Here is a 14,663-nt window from a genome sequence, read left to right on the forward strand (position 1 = left end):
TTCGCATATAGAAATCATATGAACATTGCGACCCCCATTCACGCGAAATCCCGGGTCGGGCACACCGCCTGTCCGCACGACTGTCCCTCCACCTGCGCGCTGGAGGTCGATATCACCGATGACGGCCGGATCGGCCGCGTGCGCGGGGCAGGCGACCACAGCTATACGTCGGGCGTCATCTGCGCCAAGGTCGCCCGCTACGCCGAGCGCCTCTATCACCCTGACAGACTGATGCATCCGCTGCGCCGCAAGGGCGCCAAGGGTGCGGGCAACTGGCAGCAGATTTCCTGGGACGACGCGCTGGATGAAATCGCCGAAGCTTTCGTCAAGGCGGAAGCCAAGGACGGCAGTGAAGCGATCTGGCCGTATTTCTACGCCGGCACCATGGGCTGGGTGCAACGCGACTCGATCGAGCGCCTGCGTCATGCCAAGCGCTATTCCGGCTTCTTCTCGTCGATCTGCACCAACCCGGCCTGGACCGGATTCACGATGGCGACCGGCACGCTGCGTGGCCCCGACCCGCGCGAGATGGCGCGCACAGATTGCGTCGTCATCTGGGGCACCAACGCCGTCGCCACGCAGGTCAATGTCATGACCCACGCGATCAAAGCCCGCAAGGAACGCGGCGCGAAGATCGTCGTCATCGATATCTACGACAACCCGACGATGAAGCAGGCAGACATGGCGCTGATCGTCAAGCCCGGCACCGATGCGGCACTTGCCTGCGCCGTCATGCACGTCGCCTTCCGCGACGGCTATGCCGACCGCGAATATATGGCGAAATTTGCCGACGATCCCGCCGGTCTCGAAGCGCATCTGAAGACCAGGACGCCGGAATGGGCGGCCGGGATCACCGGGCTTTCCGTCGCCGAGATCGAGGATTTCGCCAAACTCGTCGGCACCACGAAGAAGAGCTATTTCCGCCTCGGCTACGGCTTCACCCGCCAGCGCAACGGCGCGGTCGCCATGCATGCGGCCGCCTCGATCGCCACCGTTCTCGGCTCCTGGCAATATGAGGGCGGCGGGGCCTTCCATTCGAACAGCGATATCTTCCGCATGAACAATGCGGAGCTCACCGGCAAGTCGATGAAGGATCCTGACATCAGGATGATCGACCAGTCGCAGATCGGCCGGGCGCTGACCGGCGATGCAGTGGCGCTTCGCCATCGCGGTCCGGTTACTGCGATGCTGATCCAGAACACCAATCCGGTGAACATCGCCCCCGAGCAGCGGCTGGTGAAGCAGGGCTTTGCCCGCGACAACCTCTTCGTCGCCGTCCACGAACAGTTCATGACCGATACCGCCGAGATGGCCGATATCGTCATCCCGGCCACGATGTTCGTCGAGCACGACGATATCTACCGCGCCGGCGGGCAGAACCACATTCTGCTCGGCCCCAAGCTCGTCGAGCCGCCGGAAACCGTTCGTACCAATCTCTTCGTCATCGAAGAGCTCGCCAAGCGCCTCGGCGTCGCCGACCGACCGGGCTTTGGCTTTACGGCGCGCGAAATGGTCGACCGTGTCTTGAAGGACAGCAATCTGCCGGATTACGACTATTTCCTCGAAAACAAGTGGTTCGACCGCCAGCCGGAATTCGACGACGCGCATTTCCTGAACGGCTTTGCCCATGCCGACCGCAAGTTCCACTTCCGCCCGGACTGGGTGAACGGTGCCGCGCCCAACAAGCCACCTGAAGTCCTCGGCGCCTTCGGCCCGCATGAGCAGCTGCCTGCTTTCCCGGATCAGGTGGATGTCATCGAGCTCGCCGATGCCGACCATCCGTTCCGCCTCGCCACGTCTCCAGCCCGCAACTTCCTGAATTCGAGCTTCGCCGAGACGAAGACCTCGCGCCAGAAGGAGGGCCGCCCGGAACTGATGGTCAATCCGGCCGATGCCGAAGCGAACGGCATCGAGAGCGGCGATCTCGTCCACATCGGCAATACCAGAGGCGACCTGCGCATCCATGTGAAGATCACCGAGGAAGTGAAGCCCGGCGTTCTCATCGCCGAGGGCCTGTGGCCGAACAAGGCGCATGTCGACGGCGAGGGGATCAACGTGCTCACCGGCGCCGATCCCGTCGCGCCCTATGGCGGTGCCGCCGTCCACGACAACAAGGTCTGGCTACGCAAGGACGCCGCATGACGAAATTCGAGAAGGCTGGCGCCAAAATCGTCAGCGAAACCGTGCTCTCGCGAGGCTGGACCAAGCTCAGCGCCTACAAGATCGACTATACCGATTCCGAAGGCGTCACTCACCGGCTCGACCGCGAGGTATATCACCGGACCCCGGCCGCAACGATCCTGCTCTACGATGCCAAACGCGGCACCGTCGTGCTCGTGCGCCAATATCGCCTGCCGCCCGATCTGCACGGCGAGATGCCCTTCATGTTCGAGACGCCCGCCGGCCTGCTCGACGGCGACGAACCCGAAGCCGCCATCCGCCGCGAGGCGATGGAGGAAACCGGCTTCCGCATCCGCGACGTCCGCTTCCTGTTCAAGGCCTACAGCTCCCCCGGCTCCAACGCCGAAATCGTCCACTTCTTCGCCGCCGAGGTCGATACCGCGGATCGCGTTTCAAACGGCGGCGGACTGGCCGAGGAGCATGAGGATATCGAAGTGCTGGAGGTGGCGTTCGACGACGCGCTCGCCATGATCGGCAACGGCGACATCCGGGACATGAAGACGATCATCCTGCTGCAATGGGCGGCGATGAACAAAGGGATCTGGCGCTAACCCGAAAATAGCCGCGCGCCACGGTGTTTTCACGCGCTTGTCACGAATCCGGCCTATGCGCTGCGGTTTGTCTTCCCGCCTTGCCCCAACAGGAGAAAAATCATGTGGCTCAGTAATTTCACGCTCGTCCTTCCCGGTGAAATCGTGAGCCACGGCTCGGTGCGTGTCGAGGATGGCGTCATCGCCGAAATCCGTGACGCGCCGGTCGCCGGTGCGGCGATCGATGGCGGTGGGCGCTTCCTGATGCCGGGTTTCGTCGATCTGCATGGCGACATGATCGAGCGCGAGATTGCGCCGCGCCCAAATGCGATGATGCCGATCGATTTCGGTATTCACGAGCTCGACAAGAAGCTCGCCGCAGCCGGCGTGACGACAGCCTATGCGGCGATCTCCTTTGCGACCGAGAGCGTCTACGGCCATGTCCGTTCGCTGGCGACCACCTCTGCCGTCATCGAGGGCATCAACCGTCTGCGCAATTCGCTGCTGATCGATCACAAGGTTCATGCCCGCTATGAGATCACCAATGTCGGCGCCGCCGCCACGCTGGAAAAGCTGCTCGTTGCCGATCAGGTCGACATGGTCTCGCTGACCGACCACACGCCGGGGCAGGGCCAGTACAACAATATCGAAGCCTATGTCGCGAGCATTTCCGAGCGCCGCGCGATCACCAAGGACATGGCGTTGGAAATCGTCCAGAAGCGCATCGCCATGCGCGAGGATCCGGCGATCGACGCCAAGCTTCGCGAGATCGTCGCGCTGTCGCTGCAGCACAAGCTGTCGCTCGCCTCGCATGATGACGACAGCGCCGAGAAGGTTGCCGAGATGCATGATCTCGGCGTGACGATCAGCGAATTCCCGGTCACGCTGCCGGCCGCCGAAGAAGCCCGCCGCCGTGGCCTCTGGACGCTGATGGGCGCGCCGAACGCGCTGCGCGGCCAGTCGATGTCCGGCAATCTCAGCGCCCTCGATGCCGCCAAGGCCGGTCTTCTCTCCGTCATCGCCGCCGACTACCATCCGGCCGCCTTCGTCCCCGGCATCTTCAAGATCGCCGACGCGATGGACGGCAACCTGCCGGCCGCCGTTGCCATGGCGACGTCGAATGCCGCCCGCTCGGCCGGATTGCTGGACCGCGGCGAGATCGCCCTCGGTCAGCGCGCCGATCTGGTGGCGGTCGAGAAGGGCGACGTGCACCGCATCCGTGCGACGTTCCGGGCCGGGCGGTTCGTGTATAGCGACGGTACGCTTCACCCTTTTGAGGCGATCGCGGCCTGAGGGGTAGCAGGCCAGGGGGCAGCCACTTGCGAGGCTGATTAGTTTTGCCGAGCATGCCCCCCTCGCGCTCCCTCATTCCTGTGCTTGTCACAGGAATCCAGTGCACCCCAGTCCTGGGGCGCGGGAAACGTCTTCCTACATGCATGAGTCATTCACCGCACAGACGCGCGGTGGCTGGATTCCTGTGACAAGCACAGGAATGAGGGAGAGTGGGGGAGCCTCGGCGCAAACTGGCAGCCGTGCGTTAAAGGCGGGACAAAGCCTCCGCCAATCAAATCAGCGAAATAACCCGATCAGTCCCCGCCGCAGCGCCGGCACTGGTCCCGACTGCCTTGCCGCCTTCCATCCGCACCTTGCCCTCGGCAAATAGCCTGAGCGCCTGCGGATAGAGCTGATGCTCGACCGTGAGTACGCGTCCGGCCAGCGTATCGGCCGTATCGCCCGAGAGCACCGGTACTGCCGCCTGGCCGATGACCGGGCCTTCGTCCATGCCTTCGGTGACGAAATGCACGGTGCAGCCTGCGATCCGCATGCCGGCGTCGATGGCGCGCTGGTGGGTGTGCAGGCCGGGGAAGAGGGGGAGCAGCGAAGGGTGGATGTTGATCATCCGTCCCTCGTAGCGCTGGATGAAGGTCGCGCTCAGCAGGCGCATGTAGCCGGCGAGGCAGAGGATGTCGGGCGAGAGCGTATCGAGCGCTTCGAAGATCGCCGCCTCATGGGCTTCTTTGCTGGCATAGTCCTTGCGCACGAAGGCAAAGGCCGGGATGCCTTCGGCGGCCGCCTTGGCGAGGCCGCCGGCATCCGCCTTGTCCGAGATCACGCCGACGATCTCCGCCGGGAAGTCTGCGGCTTTCGCGGCGGCGACAAGCGCTAGCATGTTGGAGCCGCCGCCCGAGATGAAGACGACGACGCGTTTGCGCGGCGTGCTCATAGGGCGAGCGTACCCTGATACTGCGTGCCGGTCGCGCCTTCCGCGCGGGCGATCATCCGGCCGAGCACGACGATCTTCTCGCCTTCGGCCTCGAGCGCCTTGGTCACGGCTTCGACATTCTCGGCCGAAACGACGGCGATCATGCCGATGCCGCAGTTGAAGGTGCGCAGCATCTCCTTGGCTTCGACGCCGCCGGTCTTCGCAAGCCAGGAGAATACGGCCGGAACCTTGACGGCCGACAGGTCGATCTCGGCGGCCAGATGCTTCGGCAGCACGCGCGGAATGTTTTCAGGGAAACCACCGCCGGTGATGTGGGCGAGCGCCTTGATCGCCTTGGTCTCGCGGATCGCCTTCAGGAGCGGCTTCACATAGATGCGGGTCGGCGTCAGCAGCGCTTCGCCGAGTTTCTTGCCCTCTGCAAAGGGTGCCGGAGCATCCCAGCCGAGGCCGGAGAGTTCGACGATCTTGCGCACCAGCGAGAAACCGTTCGAGTGAACGCCGGAAGAAGCGAGGCCGAGAATGACGTCGCCTTCGGCAATGTCGCCGGCCGGAAGCAGTTCGCCGCGCTCGGCAGCGCCGACGGCAAAGCCCGCAAGGTCGTAGTCGCCGGAGGAATACATGCCGGGCATTTCAGCGGTCTCGCCGCCGATCAGCGCGCAACCCGCATCGCGGCAGCCCGCGGCAATGCCTTCGACGATCGCCGCGCCCTGGTTCGGGTCGAGCTTGCCGGTGGCGAAATAGTCGAGGAAGAACAGCGGTTCGGCGCCCTGGACAACGAGGTCGTTGACGCACATGGCAACGAGGTCGATGCCGACAGTATCGTGATAATCCGCGTCGATGGCGATCTTCAGCTTGGTGCCGACGCCGTCATTGGCGGCAACCAGAACCGGGTCCTTGAAGCCTGCTGCCTTGAGGTCGAAGAGGCCGCCGAAGCCGCCGATTTCGCCATCTGCGCCCGGGCGGCGCGTCGAACGCACGGCAGGCTTGATCTTCTCCACCATCAGGTTGCCGGCATCGATATCGACGCCTGCATCGCTATAGGTCAGGCCGTTTTTTCCAGACTGGCTCATGCTGCTCTCCGGTGGTTTTTGCACGTGCGGACAATATGGGGACAAGCGACCCCGTCACATGCCGGTCGCAATTGCATGAGAGTGCGCTTTATGCAAGGCGGTGCACAGAGAAAAGCCCCAATTTCCCGCTCTTTCAAGGTCTGCGAATGGGATTTCTCCAGGCAGGGTTGACCATCTTCCGGGCTGCATCCTATGTGCTTTGAATGCGTTCGCGGCCAAAATCGCGTCGCGGGCGGGACAACACGGGGTAATCGATGCCAAATCAGGTCAGCGGGACAAGTCTGAAGCGCCAGGTCTTCTTCTGGCTCGGCGTGCTCGCATTCTTCATCCTGTTCCTGCTCGTCTTCAGCTCCATCCTGCTGCCGTTCCTGGCCGGAATGGCGATTGCCTATTTCCTCGATCCGGTCGCCGACCGGCTGCAGCGTATCGGCCTCAGCCGGATGATGGCGACGATCGTCATTCTCGTCTGCTTCGTGCTGGTCATCGTCATCGCGCTGATGACGCTGATCCCGATTCTGGCGAGCCAGTTCACCGATTTCGCCGGCAAGTTCCCGGGCTATATCGATCAGCTGCAGCAGTTCATCACCACCTCGCAGAATTCGCTGCTGCCGGAATGGATCAAGAGCCAGCTCGGCACGATCAAGAACAACTTCTCGGAAATCCTCTCGCAGGGCGTCGGTTTCCTGACCGGCCTCTTCGCGCAGATCTGGAGCTCCGGCCTTGCCGTCGTCAACCTGATCTCGTTGCTGATCGTCACACCCGTCGTCGCCTTCTACATGCTGCTCGACTGGGACCGCATGGTGGCGCAGATCGACCGCTATATCCCGCGTGATTATGTTGCCAATGTTCACCAGATCGCCCGCGAGATCGATCAGGCGATCGCCGGCTTCATCCGCGGGCAGGGCTCGCTCTGCCTCATCCTCGGCATCTACTATGCCGCCGGTCTGTCGCTGGTCGGCCTCAATTTCGGGCTGCTGATCGGTCTCTTCGCCGGCATGATCAGCTTCATTCCCTATGTCGGCTCGATGCTCGGCCTGCTGATCGCCGTTGGCGTTGCCATCGTGCAGTTCTGGCCCGATTACATCTGGGTCGGCGCCGTGCTCGCGGTCTTCTTCAGCGGCCAGTTCCTCGAAGGCAATATTCTGCAGCCGAAGCTCGTTGGCCATAGCGTCGGCCTGCACCCGGTCTGGCTGATGTTCGCGCTCTTCGCGTTCGGCGCTCTCTTCGGCTTCGTCGGCCTGCTGATCGCGGTGCCTGCGGCCGCTGCCGTAGGCGTTCTTGTCCGCTTTGCCCTGTCGCGCTACCTTGAGAGCGATCTTTATGCGGGTCAGTCGAAATCCGTTGCCCGCAAGAGCAAAGCCGAATCCAAATGAACGATGCAAAGCGCAAGGCCGGAGAGCAGCTTCCGCTGGTCTTTACCCATGATGCCGCGACCGGCCGTGACGATCTCCTGATCTCCGACCGTCTGAGCGCTGCCGTCACCATCGTCGATGCCTGGCCGCAATGGCCGTCGCCGGTGGTGATCCTGGCGGGTCCAGTCGGCTCCGGCAAGTCGCATCTCGCCAGTATCTGGAAGGAGCATAGCGGCGCACAGAGCATCCATCCGAAGTCCGGCTCCAACGCCGCAGTCGCTGCCGCTGCCGGTCCCGTCCTCTTCGAGGATGTCGACCGCGAAGGCTTCGATGACACGGCGCTCTTTCACGTCATCAACAGCGTGCGCGAGAACGGCCACAGCCTGATGATGACGAGCCGCCTCTGGCCGATGTCCTGGCCGGTCGAGCTTCCCGACCTGCGCTCGCGCCTGAAAGCTGCCACCGTCGTCGAGATCGGCGAGCCGGACGAGGAGCTGTTGTCGCAGGTGATCGTCAAGCTCTTCTCTGACCGGCAGCTTAATATAGATGACAAACTGGTGTTCTATATCGTCAACCGGATGGAACGCTCGCTGAATGCCGCCCAGACGATCGTCGAGCGGCTCGACCGGCTCGCCTGGTCGCGCGGCACGAAGATCACCCGGGCAATGGCGGCCGAAGTATTGAATGAATTGGGAAATTCCGGCCCGGTCGATTGACTGTCACAGTTCTGTCGTGAAACTGATATAATTCGCGATGGCGAATAAATGGGGACGGATCGGCCTATGGACAGTGCAGTTGCGGAGCATCAGGAACCGAAGCCGGAAGCGTCCTCCGCCCTCCCTCCACTTGCAGAATTGCTGCAGAGCCCCGAGCGCTTCATCAACCGGGAATTTTCCTGGCTGCAGTTCAATCGCCGCGTTCTCGAGGAGACGCTGAACACAGAGCATCCGCTGCTTGAGCGTGTCCGCTTCCTGTCGATCTCGGCTGCCAACCTCGACGAATTCTTCATGGTGCGCGTCGCCGGCCTTGAGGCCCAGGTGCGCCAGAACATCGCCGTGCGCACGCCCGACGGCAAGACGCCGGCCGAGCAGCTCGATGCCATCCTGCAGGAGATCGACAATCTGCAGATGGAGCAGCAGGCATCGCTTGCCGTGCTCCAGCAGTATCTGGCCCGCGAGGACATCCTGATCGTCCGCCCGGGCGCATTGAGCGATACCGACCGCCAGTGGCTGGCGACCGAGTTCGAGCAGGCGATCTTCCCGGTCCTGACGCCGCTGTCGATCGACCCGGCCCATCCGTTCCCGTTCATCCCGAACCTCGGCTTCTCGATCGGCCTGCAGCTCGCCAGCAAGCATGGCCGCGAGCCGATGACGGCGCTCTTGCGCCTGCCGCCGGCGCTCGACCGTTTCGTGCGCCTGCCCGACGACGGCAACACGATCCGCTACATCACGCTCGAGGACGTCGCCAACATCTTCATCCACCGGCTCTATCCGGGCTATGAGGTGCAGGGTTCAGGTACGTTCCGCATCATCCGCGACAGCGATATCGAAGTCGAAGAAGAAGCCGAAGATCTCGTGCGCTTCTTCGAAACGGCGCTGAAGCGCCGCCGCCGCGGCAAGGTGATCCGCATCGAGACCGATTCCGAAATGCCGGCTTCGCTGCGCCATTTCGTCGTCCAGGCGCTCAGCGTTCCCGAAAACCGTATCGCCGTTCTACCGGGTCTGCTGGCGCTGAACACGCTGTCGGAGATCACCAAGGCGCCGCGCGACGATCTGCGGTTTCCGCCCTACAATGCGCGATTTCCCGAACGTGTCCGCGAGCATGCAGGCGACTGCTTCGCCGCCATCCGCGAAAAGGACATGGTGGTTCACCACCCCTATGAATCCTTCGACGTGGTGGTCCAGTTCCTTCTCCAGGCTGCGCGCGATCCTGACGTTCTGGCGATAAAGCAGACGCTTTACCGCACCTCCAACGACAGCCCGATCGTCCGTGCGCTGATCGATGCGGCCGAATCCGGCAAATCGGTGACGGCGCTGGTCGAGCTCAAGGCGCGTTTCGACGAAGAGGCGAACATCCGCTGGGCGCGCGATCTCGAGCGCGCCGGCGTGCAGGTCGTTTTCGGCTTCATCGAACTGAAGACCCATTCCAAGATGTCGCTGGTGGTGCGCCGCGAGGAGGGCAAGCTACGCAGCTACTGCCATCTCGGCACCGGCAACTATCACCCGATCACTGCGAAGATCTACACCGACCTGTCCTTCTTCACCTGCAACCCTGTCATCGCCCATGACATGGCGAATATCTTCAACTTCATCACCGGCTATGGCGAGCCGGAAGAAAGCATGAAGCTGGCGGTCTCGCCCTATACGCTGCGCTCGCGCATCCTGCGTCACATCGACGAAGAGATCATGCATGCGAAGAACGGCGCGCCGGCGGCGATCTGGATGAAGATGAACGCGCTCGTCGACCCCGAGATCATCGACGCGCTCTATACGGCGAGCCATGCCGGCGTGGAGATCGATCTGGTCGTGCGCGGCATCTGCTGCCTGCGCCCGCAGGTGCCTGGCCTGTCGGAGAATATCCGCGTCAAGTCGATCGTTGGCCGCTTCCTGGAACACAGCCGCATCTTCTGCTTCGGCAACGGTTATGGCCTGCCGTCGGACAAGGCGCTCGTCTATATCGGCTCGGCCGACATGATGCCGCGCAACCTCGACCGCCGCGTCGAGACGCTGGTGCCGCTGACCAATCCGACGGTCAAGGAGCAGGTTCTGTCCCAGATCATGCTGGGCAATATCATTGACAATCAGCAAAGCTACGAGATATTGCCCGACGGAACGTCCAGGCGCATGGAGGTGCGCAAGGGCGAGGAGCCGTTCAACGCGCAGCAGTATTTCATGACCAACCCCAGCCTTTCCGGCCGCGGTGAAGCCCTGAAATCCAGTGCGCCCAAGCTGATTGCCGGTCTGCTTTCCGGCCGGACCAAGAGATAACTGGACCTGCATGGTTGAATCAGAAGCCCAGGGGCGCCTGCCAGGGATTGCCCCGGTCTCCGTCGTCGATATCGGGTCGAACTCGATCCGCGTAGTCATCTATGAAGGTATGTCGCGCTCGCCTGCGATCCTTTTCAACGAAAAGGTTCTGTGTGGCCTCGGCAAGGGCATCGCGCTGACCGGCAAGATGGACGAGGACAGCGTCAACCGGGCGCTGACAGCTCTCCACCGTTTCAAGGCCCTGTCCGATCAGGCCCGCGCCGCGACCATGTATGTGCTCGCGACCGCTGCCGCACGCGAAGCCTCCAACGGCCCGGATTTCATCCACAAGGCCGAGACCATCCTGAAGCGCAAGGTGCGCGTGCTCTCGGGCGAGGAAGAAGCAAAGTTCTCTGCCCTCGGCATCGTCAGCGGCTTCTTCCATCCGGATGGTATCGCCGGCGACCTCGGCGGCGGCTCGCTCGAGCTCATCGATATCAGGGAGCGCGAGATCGGCACCGGCATCACGCTGCCGCTCGGCGGTCTGCGCCTGTCGGAGTATGCCGGCGGCTCGCTCGACAAGGCCCGCAGCTTTGCCCGCAAGCATGTACGCAGCGCCACGAAGATCCTGGGGAAGGGCACCGGCCGCACCTTCTATGCCGTCGGCGGCACCTGGCGAAACATCGCCAAGCTGCACATGGAGATGACCCAGTATCCGCTGCACATGATGCAGGGCTACGAGGTCACGCTCGACAGCATGATGCAGTTTCTCGATCAGGTCGAAGTCGCAAGAGACAGCAAAGACCCTGCCTTCCAGGCGGTCTCCAAGCATCGCCGCGCACTGCTTCCCTTCGGCGCTGTCGCCATGAAGGAAGTGCTGAGCGCCATGAAGCCCTCGATCATTTCCTTCTCGGCGCAGGGCGTTCGCGAAGGTTATCTCTATTCGCTGCTGTCGGAAGGCGAACGCCGCGCCGATCCGTTGCTGGCCGCGGCCGGTGAGCTGGCGATCCTGCGTGCCCGTTCGCCCGAGCATGCGCGCGAACTGGCCGAATGGACCGGCCGGATGATGCCCTGCTTCGGTATCGCCGAGACCGAGGAAGAATCCCGCTACCGCCAGGCTGCCTGCCTGCTCGCCGATATCAGCTGGCGCGCGCACCCCGATTACCGCGGCCTGCAGGCGCTGAACCTGATTGCCCACTCGTCCTTCGTCGGCATCAGCCACCCCGGCCGCGCCTTCATCGCGCTGACCAATTACTACCGCTTCGAGGGTCTGCATGACGACGGTTCCACGGCGCCGCTCGCGACCATCGCCGGCCCGCAATTCGTCGACCGCGCCAAGTTGCTGGGCGGCATGCTGCGCGTCGTCTACCTGTTCTCGGCATCGATGCCGGGCTTGGTGAAGAACCTGCATTTCCGCAAGTCGGCGCAGCCCGATATCGACATCGAGCTCGTCGTGCCGCACGAATACCACGACTTCACCGGCGAACGCCTCGACGGCCGCCTGCAGCAGCTTGCGAAGCTCACCAACAAGCGCCTCGCCTTCGTTTTCGAATAAGTCTCAGGGAATGCGGTCTTCCGGCCGCATTCCCATTTACCTCCGCTAGGCGGCGTTCTGCGGGAACAGCGCCTTGCGCGTTTCCTCGTCGAGCGTGTGCTTGAACGTATGCTCCTGCTTCAGCAGCAGGGCGCGCTGGACGGCGGGCCGCTCCGCCATCGTCTGCATGAAGCGGGCAACGTTGGGATAGTCGTCCAAGCCTTTTTCGCCGAAGACATAGCCGGCAGACGCCGCCCAGCCCCACAGCGCCATGTCGGCAATGCTGTATTCGGCTCCCGCCAGCCAGGCGGATGCGCCGAGGCGCTGGTCGAGCACCCGGTAGTGACGCTCCAGCTCCTTCACGTAGCGGTTCTTCGCATAGGGAATATCCTCCGGCGCATAGTGCAGGAAGTGGATCGCCTGTCCCGAGAACGGCGAGAGGCCGGTCGCCACCAGCTGCAGCCAGGACAGCATCGCCGCCTTCTCGACGGCTCCGACAGGGATGAAGCGCCCATGCTTCCCGGCGAGATAGAGCAGGATGGCGTGGGAATCGAAGACCGTCACGCCGTCATCGCGGAGGGCAGGGACCTTGCCATTGGGATTGATCTTCAGGAACTCGGGCGCGTGCTGCTCGCCCTTGAAGATATCGATCGGGTGAACCTTGAAGGCGAGGTCGAGTTCGTGCAGCAGCACCGCCACCTTCATCGAGTTCGGTGTCGCGTGAAAATAGAAATCAAGCATCGGCTATATCCTTTGTCGCGGCCTTCGCGAGGGGAAGGCGTGCCGAGACCATGCCGATGCGTGAGTATGTTGACCAATCGATCCTGTGGATCGCACCTAGCGCGCCGGTCGATATCTCCGCCCGTTGCTGCGTTCAGCTCTTGGCTGGCCGTGAGGCGCTCATCACCATCTTCCTGAGCCAGCTATGCGCCGGATCGGCGCGCATGCGCGGGTGCCAGAACAGATTGATGCTGAACGGCGAGAGCGCCACCGGCGGCTCGAACAGATCGAGCGTATCGGTGAAGCGCTTCAGGAAGCGAAGCGGCAATGTGCAGATGCAGTCGGTGCTCGCCAGCACCAGCGGCGCCATCGCATAGCTCTGCACCGATACGGACACTCGCCGCTCGCGGCCGGTCTCGGCCAGCGCATTGTCGATCATGCCGGTGAAATGCCCGCCGCTGGTGGAGATCAACAGGTGGTCGAGGGCACAGAATTCGTCGAGCGTCAGCTCCCGCATGCCCCTGGGATGACCGCGCCTCTGGGCGGTCATGAACTTCTCTTCGAAGAGCGTGCTCGATATCAGCTCATTCGATCCGTCTTCCGCCGCGCCGACGAAGAGATCGATTTCGCCCTGTTCCAGCAGCCCGGCGATCTTCGATTTGTCCGGCAGGGTGAAGGCGATCCTGACCTCGGGCGCATGCGCCTTGATCAGCGGAATGAAATCGGGCGCCAGGATGGCTGCGGGATTATCGGTCGCGGCGATCCGGAAAACCCGCTTGCTCGTTGCCGGATCGAAGAGATGGGCGGTGTTGACGAAATCCTCGAAGCGCTCCAGCAGCCGGGTGAGTTCCGGCTGAAGGGCGACGGCATGAGGCGTCGGCGTCATTCCGCGGCCGGAGACGGAGGGGATGAACAGCGGATCGTTGAGCAGATGCCGGAGCCGGTTCAGGCGGGCGGAGAGGGCGGACTGGCTGATGTTCAGCCGCGCCGCCGCCCGCGTGACATTCGGCTCCTTCAGAAGCATGTCGAATGTCATCAGCAGGCTGGCATCGAAATCGGAAATTCGCTGGCTCAACGGCGCTTTCCCCTATCTGGAGCTGAACTCATTACATGAGCTCGCCACTTGGTCATAGCGCTGTCTCGGCAACGGCGGCCTTGCGCAGCCGCTGCGACAGGAAGTCGATGCACAGCCGGACCTTCGCCGCCGCCAGACGGCTGTGAGGGAAGACGACGTGGATCGGCGCTGCCGCGAGCCTCGCCTCCGGCAGCACGATTTCGAGTTTGCCGCTATCGATATCGTCGCGCACGTCCCAGATCGATTTCAGCACCAGCCCGGCACCGGCCAGCGCCCAGCGATGCGCGAGCTCGCCATTGTTCGTCGTCAGCTTGGACCGGACATTGGCGCTGCGCCCGTCGGCGAAGACCCAGTGCGTGTTGGGCGGCTCGCCGAAGGCGATGACGTCATGGCCGGGCAGGTCGTCGATCGCGGTCGGTCGCCCGCGGCGGTCGAGATAGGTGGGGGAGGCGCAGATGACGCGGCGGTTCGGGGCGATCTGCCGGGCGATCAGGCTGGAATCCGAAAGCGCCCCAAAGCGGACGGCAAGATCGTAGCCTTCCTCGACGATATTGACGACGCCGTCATCGGTATCGAGATGCACCAGAAGCTCCGGATGCGCCTCCTGGAATTCCTTGAGGATCGGCGCCAGCCAGCGGCAGCCGAAGGCAAAGGTCGACGTGACCTTGAGAAGCCCGCTTGCCGTATCGCGGCCGCTCGACGCCTCCGTTTCGGCATCGTCGATCTCGGCGAGGATCTGCACGCAGCGTTCGTAGAAGCGCGCCCCTTCCTCCGTCAGCGCCAGCGAGCGGGTCGTCCGGTTGACCAGCCGCACGCCGAGCCTCTCCTCAAGCCGAGACAGCTTGCGGCTGACGACGGTCAGCGAAAAGTTCAGCTCGCGTGCCGCCGCGGAGAGGCTTCGCGCCTGCACGACGCGCACGAAGACCAGCATGTCGAGAAAATTGTCGCTCATATTCTTGCTAATATCGCAAGAGACAGTCGACGACAATCTCCGTTCCGGCAAGAGAGGCG

The 14,663-nt window shown here is 63.1% G+C and carries 12 protein-coding genes; 7 read left to right on the top strand and 5 right to left on the bottom strand.

Annotation, left to right across the window (positions count from 1 at the left end; translation table 11 throughout):
* The first annotated feature begins 18 nt into the window (after window positions 1-18).
* The 3 genes from ACEN84_RS15715 (at window position 19) to ACEN84_RS15725 (ending at window position 4,004) form a co-directional block, all read left to right on the top strand.
* The gene (locus tag ACEN84_RS15715; RefSeq protein ID WP_413709208.1) at window positions 19-2,142 is read left to right on the top strand and encodes a molybdopterin oxidoreductase family protein; all 2,124 of its coding nucleotides are present in this window, start codon (window positions 19-21) and stop codon (window positions 2,140-2,142) included.
* Window positions 2,139-2,732: an NUDIX domain-containing protein gene (locus ACEN84_RS15720; RefSeq protein ID WP_203429150.1), complete on the top strand. Its 594-nt coding sequence runs from the start codon at window positions 2,139-2,141 to the stop codon at window positions 2,730-2,732. The genes ACEN84_RS15715 and ACEN84_RS15720 overlap by 4 nt, the downstream gene beginning before the upstream one ends.
* Before the next feature lie 102 nt (window positions 2,733-2,834).
* On the top strand, window positions 2,835-4,004 hold the full coding sequence (locus ACEN84_RS15725; RefSeq protein WP_413709209.1) for an alpha-D-ribose 1-methylphosphonate 5-triphosphate diphosphatase: 1,170 nt from the start codon (window positions 2,835-2,837) through the stop codon (window positions 4,002-4,004).
* 271 nt (window positions 4,005-4,275) lie between these two features.
* Here ACEN84_RS15725 and purN read toward each other — a convergent pair whose 3' ends face one another.
* Together purN and purM are read right to left on the bottom strand one after the other, a co-directional pair.
* Complete coding sequence (gene purN / locus ACEN84_RS15730; protein ID WP_413709210.1) at window positions 4,276-4,935, bottom strand: phosphoribosylglycinamide formyltransferase; 660 nt, start codon at window positions 4,933-4,935, stop codon at window positions 4,276-4,278.
* Window positions 4,932-6,005, bottom strand: coding sequence for a phosphoribosylformylglycinamidine cyclo-ligase (purM, locus tag ACEN84_RS15735; protein WP_112718791.1), 1,074 nt, complete (start codon window positions 6,003-6,005; stop codon window positions 4,932-4,934). Before purM ends, purN begins: the two co-directional genes overlap by 4 nt.
* A 254-nt stretch (window positions 6,006-6,259) precedes the next feature.
* On the opposite strand from purM, the gene ACEN84_RS15740 reads away from it, so the two are divergent.
* The 4 genes from ACEN84_RS15740 (at window position 6,260) to ppx (ending at window position 11,878) form a co-directional block, all read left to right on the top strand.
* Complete coding sequence (locus ACEN84_RS15740; RefSeq protein ID WP_112718790.1) at window positions 6,260-7,378, top strand: AI-2E family transporter; 1,119 nt, start codon at window positions 6,260-6,262, stop codon at window positions 7,376-7,378.
* Window positions 7,375-8,073: a DnaA regulatory inactivator HdaA gene (gene hdaA / locus ACEN84_RS15745; RefSeq protein WP_413709211.1), complete on the top strand. Its 699-nt coding sequence runs from the start codon at window positions 7,375-7,377 to the stop codon at window positions 8,071-8,073. The genes ACEN84_RS15740 and hdaA overlap by 4 nt, the downstream gene beginning before the upstream one ends.
* 66 nt (window positions 8,074-8,139) lie before the next feature.
* Window positions 8,140-10,344, top strand: coding sequence for an RNA degradosome polyphosphate kinase (locus ACEN84_RS15750; protein ID WP_413709212.1), 2,205 nt, complete (start codon window positions 8,140-8,142; stop codon window positions 10,342-10,344).
* A 10-nt stretch (window positions 10,345-10,354) separates the two neighbouring features.
* Window positions 10,355-11,878 carry an exopolyphosphatase gene (ppx, locus tag ACEN84_RS15755; RefSeq protein WP_413709213.1) on the top strand — a complete coding sequence of 508 codons (1,524 nt, stop codon included), beginning with the start codon at window positions 10,355-10,357 and terminating at the stop codon, window positions 11,876-11,878.
* 45 nt (window positions 11,879-11,923) lie between these two features.
* Here the strand turns inward: ppx and ACEN84_RS15760 are convergent, their stop codons facing one another.
* The 3 genes from ACEN84_RS15760 to ACEN84_RS15770 all read right to left on the bottom strand — a co-directional run bounded on the left by ACEN84_RS15760 (window position 11,924) and on the right by ACEN84_RS15770 (window position 14,604).
* Window positions 11,924-12,598 (bottom strand): glutathione S-transferase family protein, encoded by a 675-nt coding sequence (locus ACEN84_RS15760; RefSeq protein WP_413709214.1) that lies wholly within the window; start codon window positions 12,596-12,598, stop codon window positions 11,924-11,926.
* A 133-nt stretch (window positions 12,599-12,731) separates the two neighbouring features.
* Window positions 12,732-13,652 (bottom strand): LysR family transcriptional regulator, encoded by a 921-nt coding sequence (locus ACEN84_RS15765; RefSeq protein ID WP_413709215.1) that lies wholly within the window; start codon window positions 13,650-13,652, stop codon window positions 12,732-12,734.
* Between the two features lie 52 nt (window positions 13,653-13,704).
* Complete coding sequence (locus ACEN84_RS15770; protein ID WP_413709216.1) at window positions 13,705-14,604, bottom strand: LysR family transcriptional regulator; 900 nt, start codon at window positions 14,602-14,604, stop codon at window positions 13,705-13,707.
* Between the last annotated feature and the right edge of the window lie 59 nt (window positions 14,605-14,663).

The sequence above is a fragment of the Rhizobium sp. Rhizsp82 genome, from assembly GCF_047325115.1.
Classification (GTDB): domain Bacteria; phylum Pseudomonadota; class Alphaproteobacteria; order Rhizobiales; family Rhizobiaceae; genus Rhizobium.

Excerpts from the sequence above, each read along its gene's own strand:
- ACEN84_RS15725 (WP_413709209.1), top strand. The coding sequence starts at position 2,835 with ATGTGGCTCAGTAATTTCACGCTCGTCCTTCCCGGTGAAATCGTGAGC.
- ACEN84_RS15720 (WP_203429150.1), top strand. The coding sequence starts at position 2,139 with ATGACGAAATTCGAGAAGGCTGGCGCCAAAATCGTCAGCGAAACCGTG.
- ACEN84_RS15750 (WP_413709212.1), top strand. The coding sequence starts at position 8,140 with ATGGACAGTGCAGTTGCGGAGCATCAGGAACCGAAGCCGGAAGCGTCC.
- ACEN84_RS15740 (WP_112718790.1), top strand. The coding sequence starts at position 6,260 with ATGCCAAATCAGGTCAGCGGGACAAGTCTGAAGCGCCAGGTCTTCTTC.
- ACEN84_RS15770 (WP_413709216.1), bottom strand. The coding sequence starts at position 14,604 with ATGAGCGACAATTTTCTCGACATGCTGGTCTTCGTGCGCGTCGTGCAG.
- purM (WP_112718791.1), bottom strand. The coding sequence starts at position 6,005 with ATGAGCCAGTCTGGAAAAAACGGCCTGACCTATAGCGATGCAGGCGTC.
- ACEN84_RS15760 (WP_413709214.1), bottom strand. The coding sequence starts at position 12,598 with ATGCTTGATTTCTATTTTCACGCGACACCGAACTCGATGAAGGTGGCG.
- ppx (WP_413709213.1), top strand. The coding sequence starts at position 10,355 with ATGGTTGAATCAGAAGCCCAGGGGCGCCTGCCAGGGATTGCCCCGGTC.
- ACEN84_RS15715 (WP_413709208.1), top strand. The coding sequence starts at position 19 with ATGAACATTGCGACCCCCATTCACGCGAAATCCCGGGTCGGGCACACC.
- hdaA (WP_413709211.1), top strand. The coding sequence starts at position 7,375 with ATGAACGATGCAAAGCGCAAGGCCGGAGAGCAGCTTCCGCTGGTCTTT.
- purN (WP_413709210.1), bottom strand. The coding sequence starts at position 4,935 with ATGAGCACGCCGCGCAAACGCGTCGTCGTCTTCATCTCGGGCGGCGGC.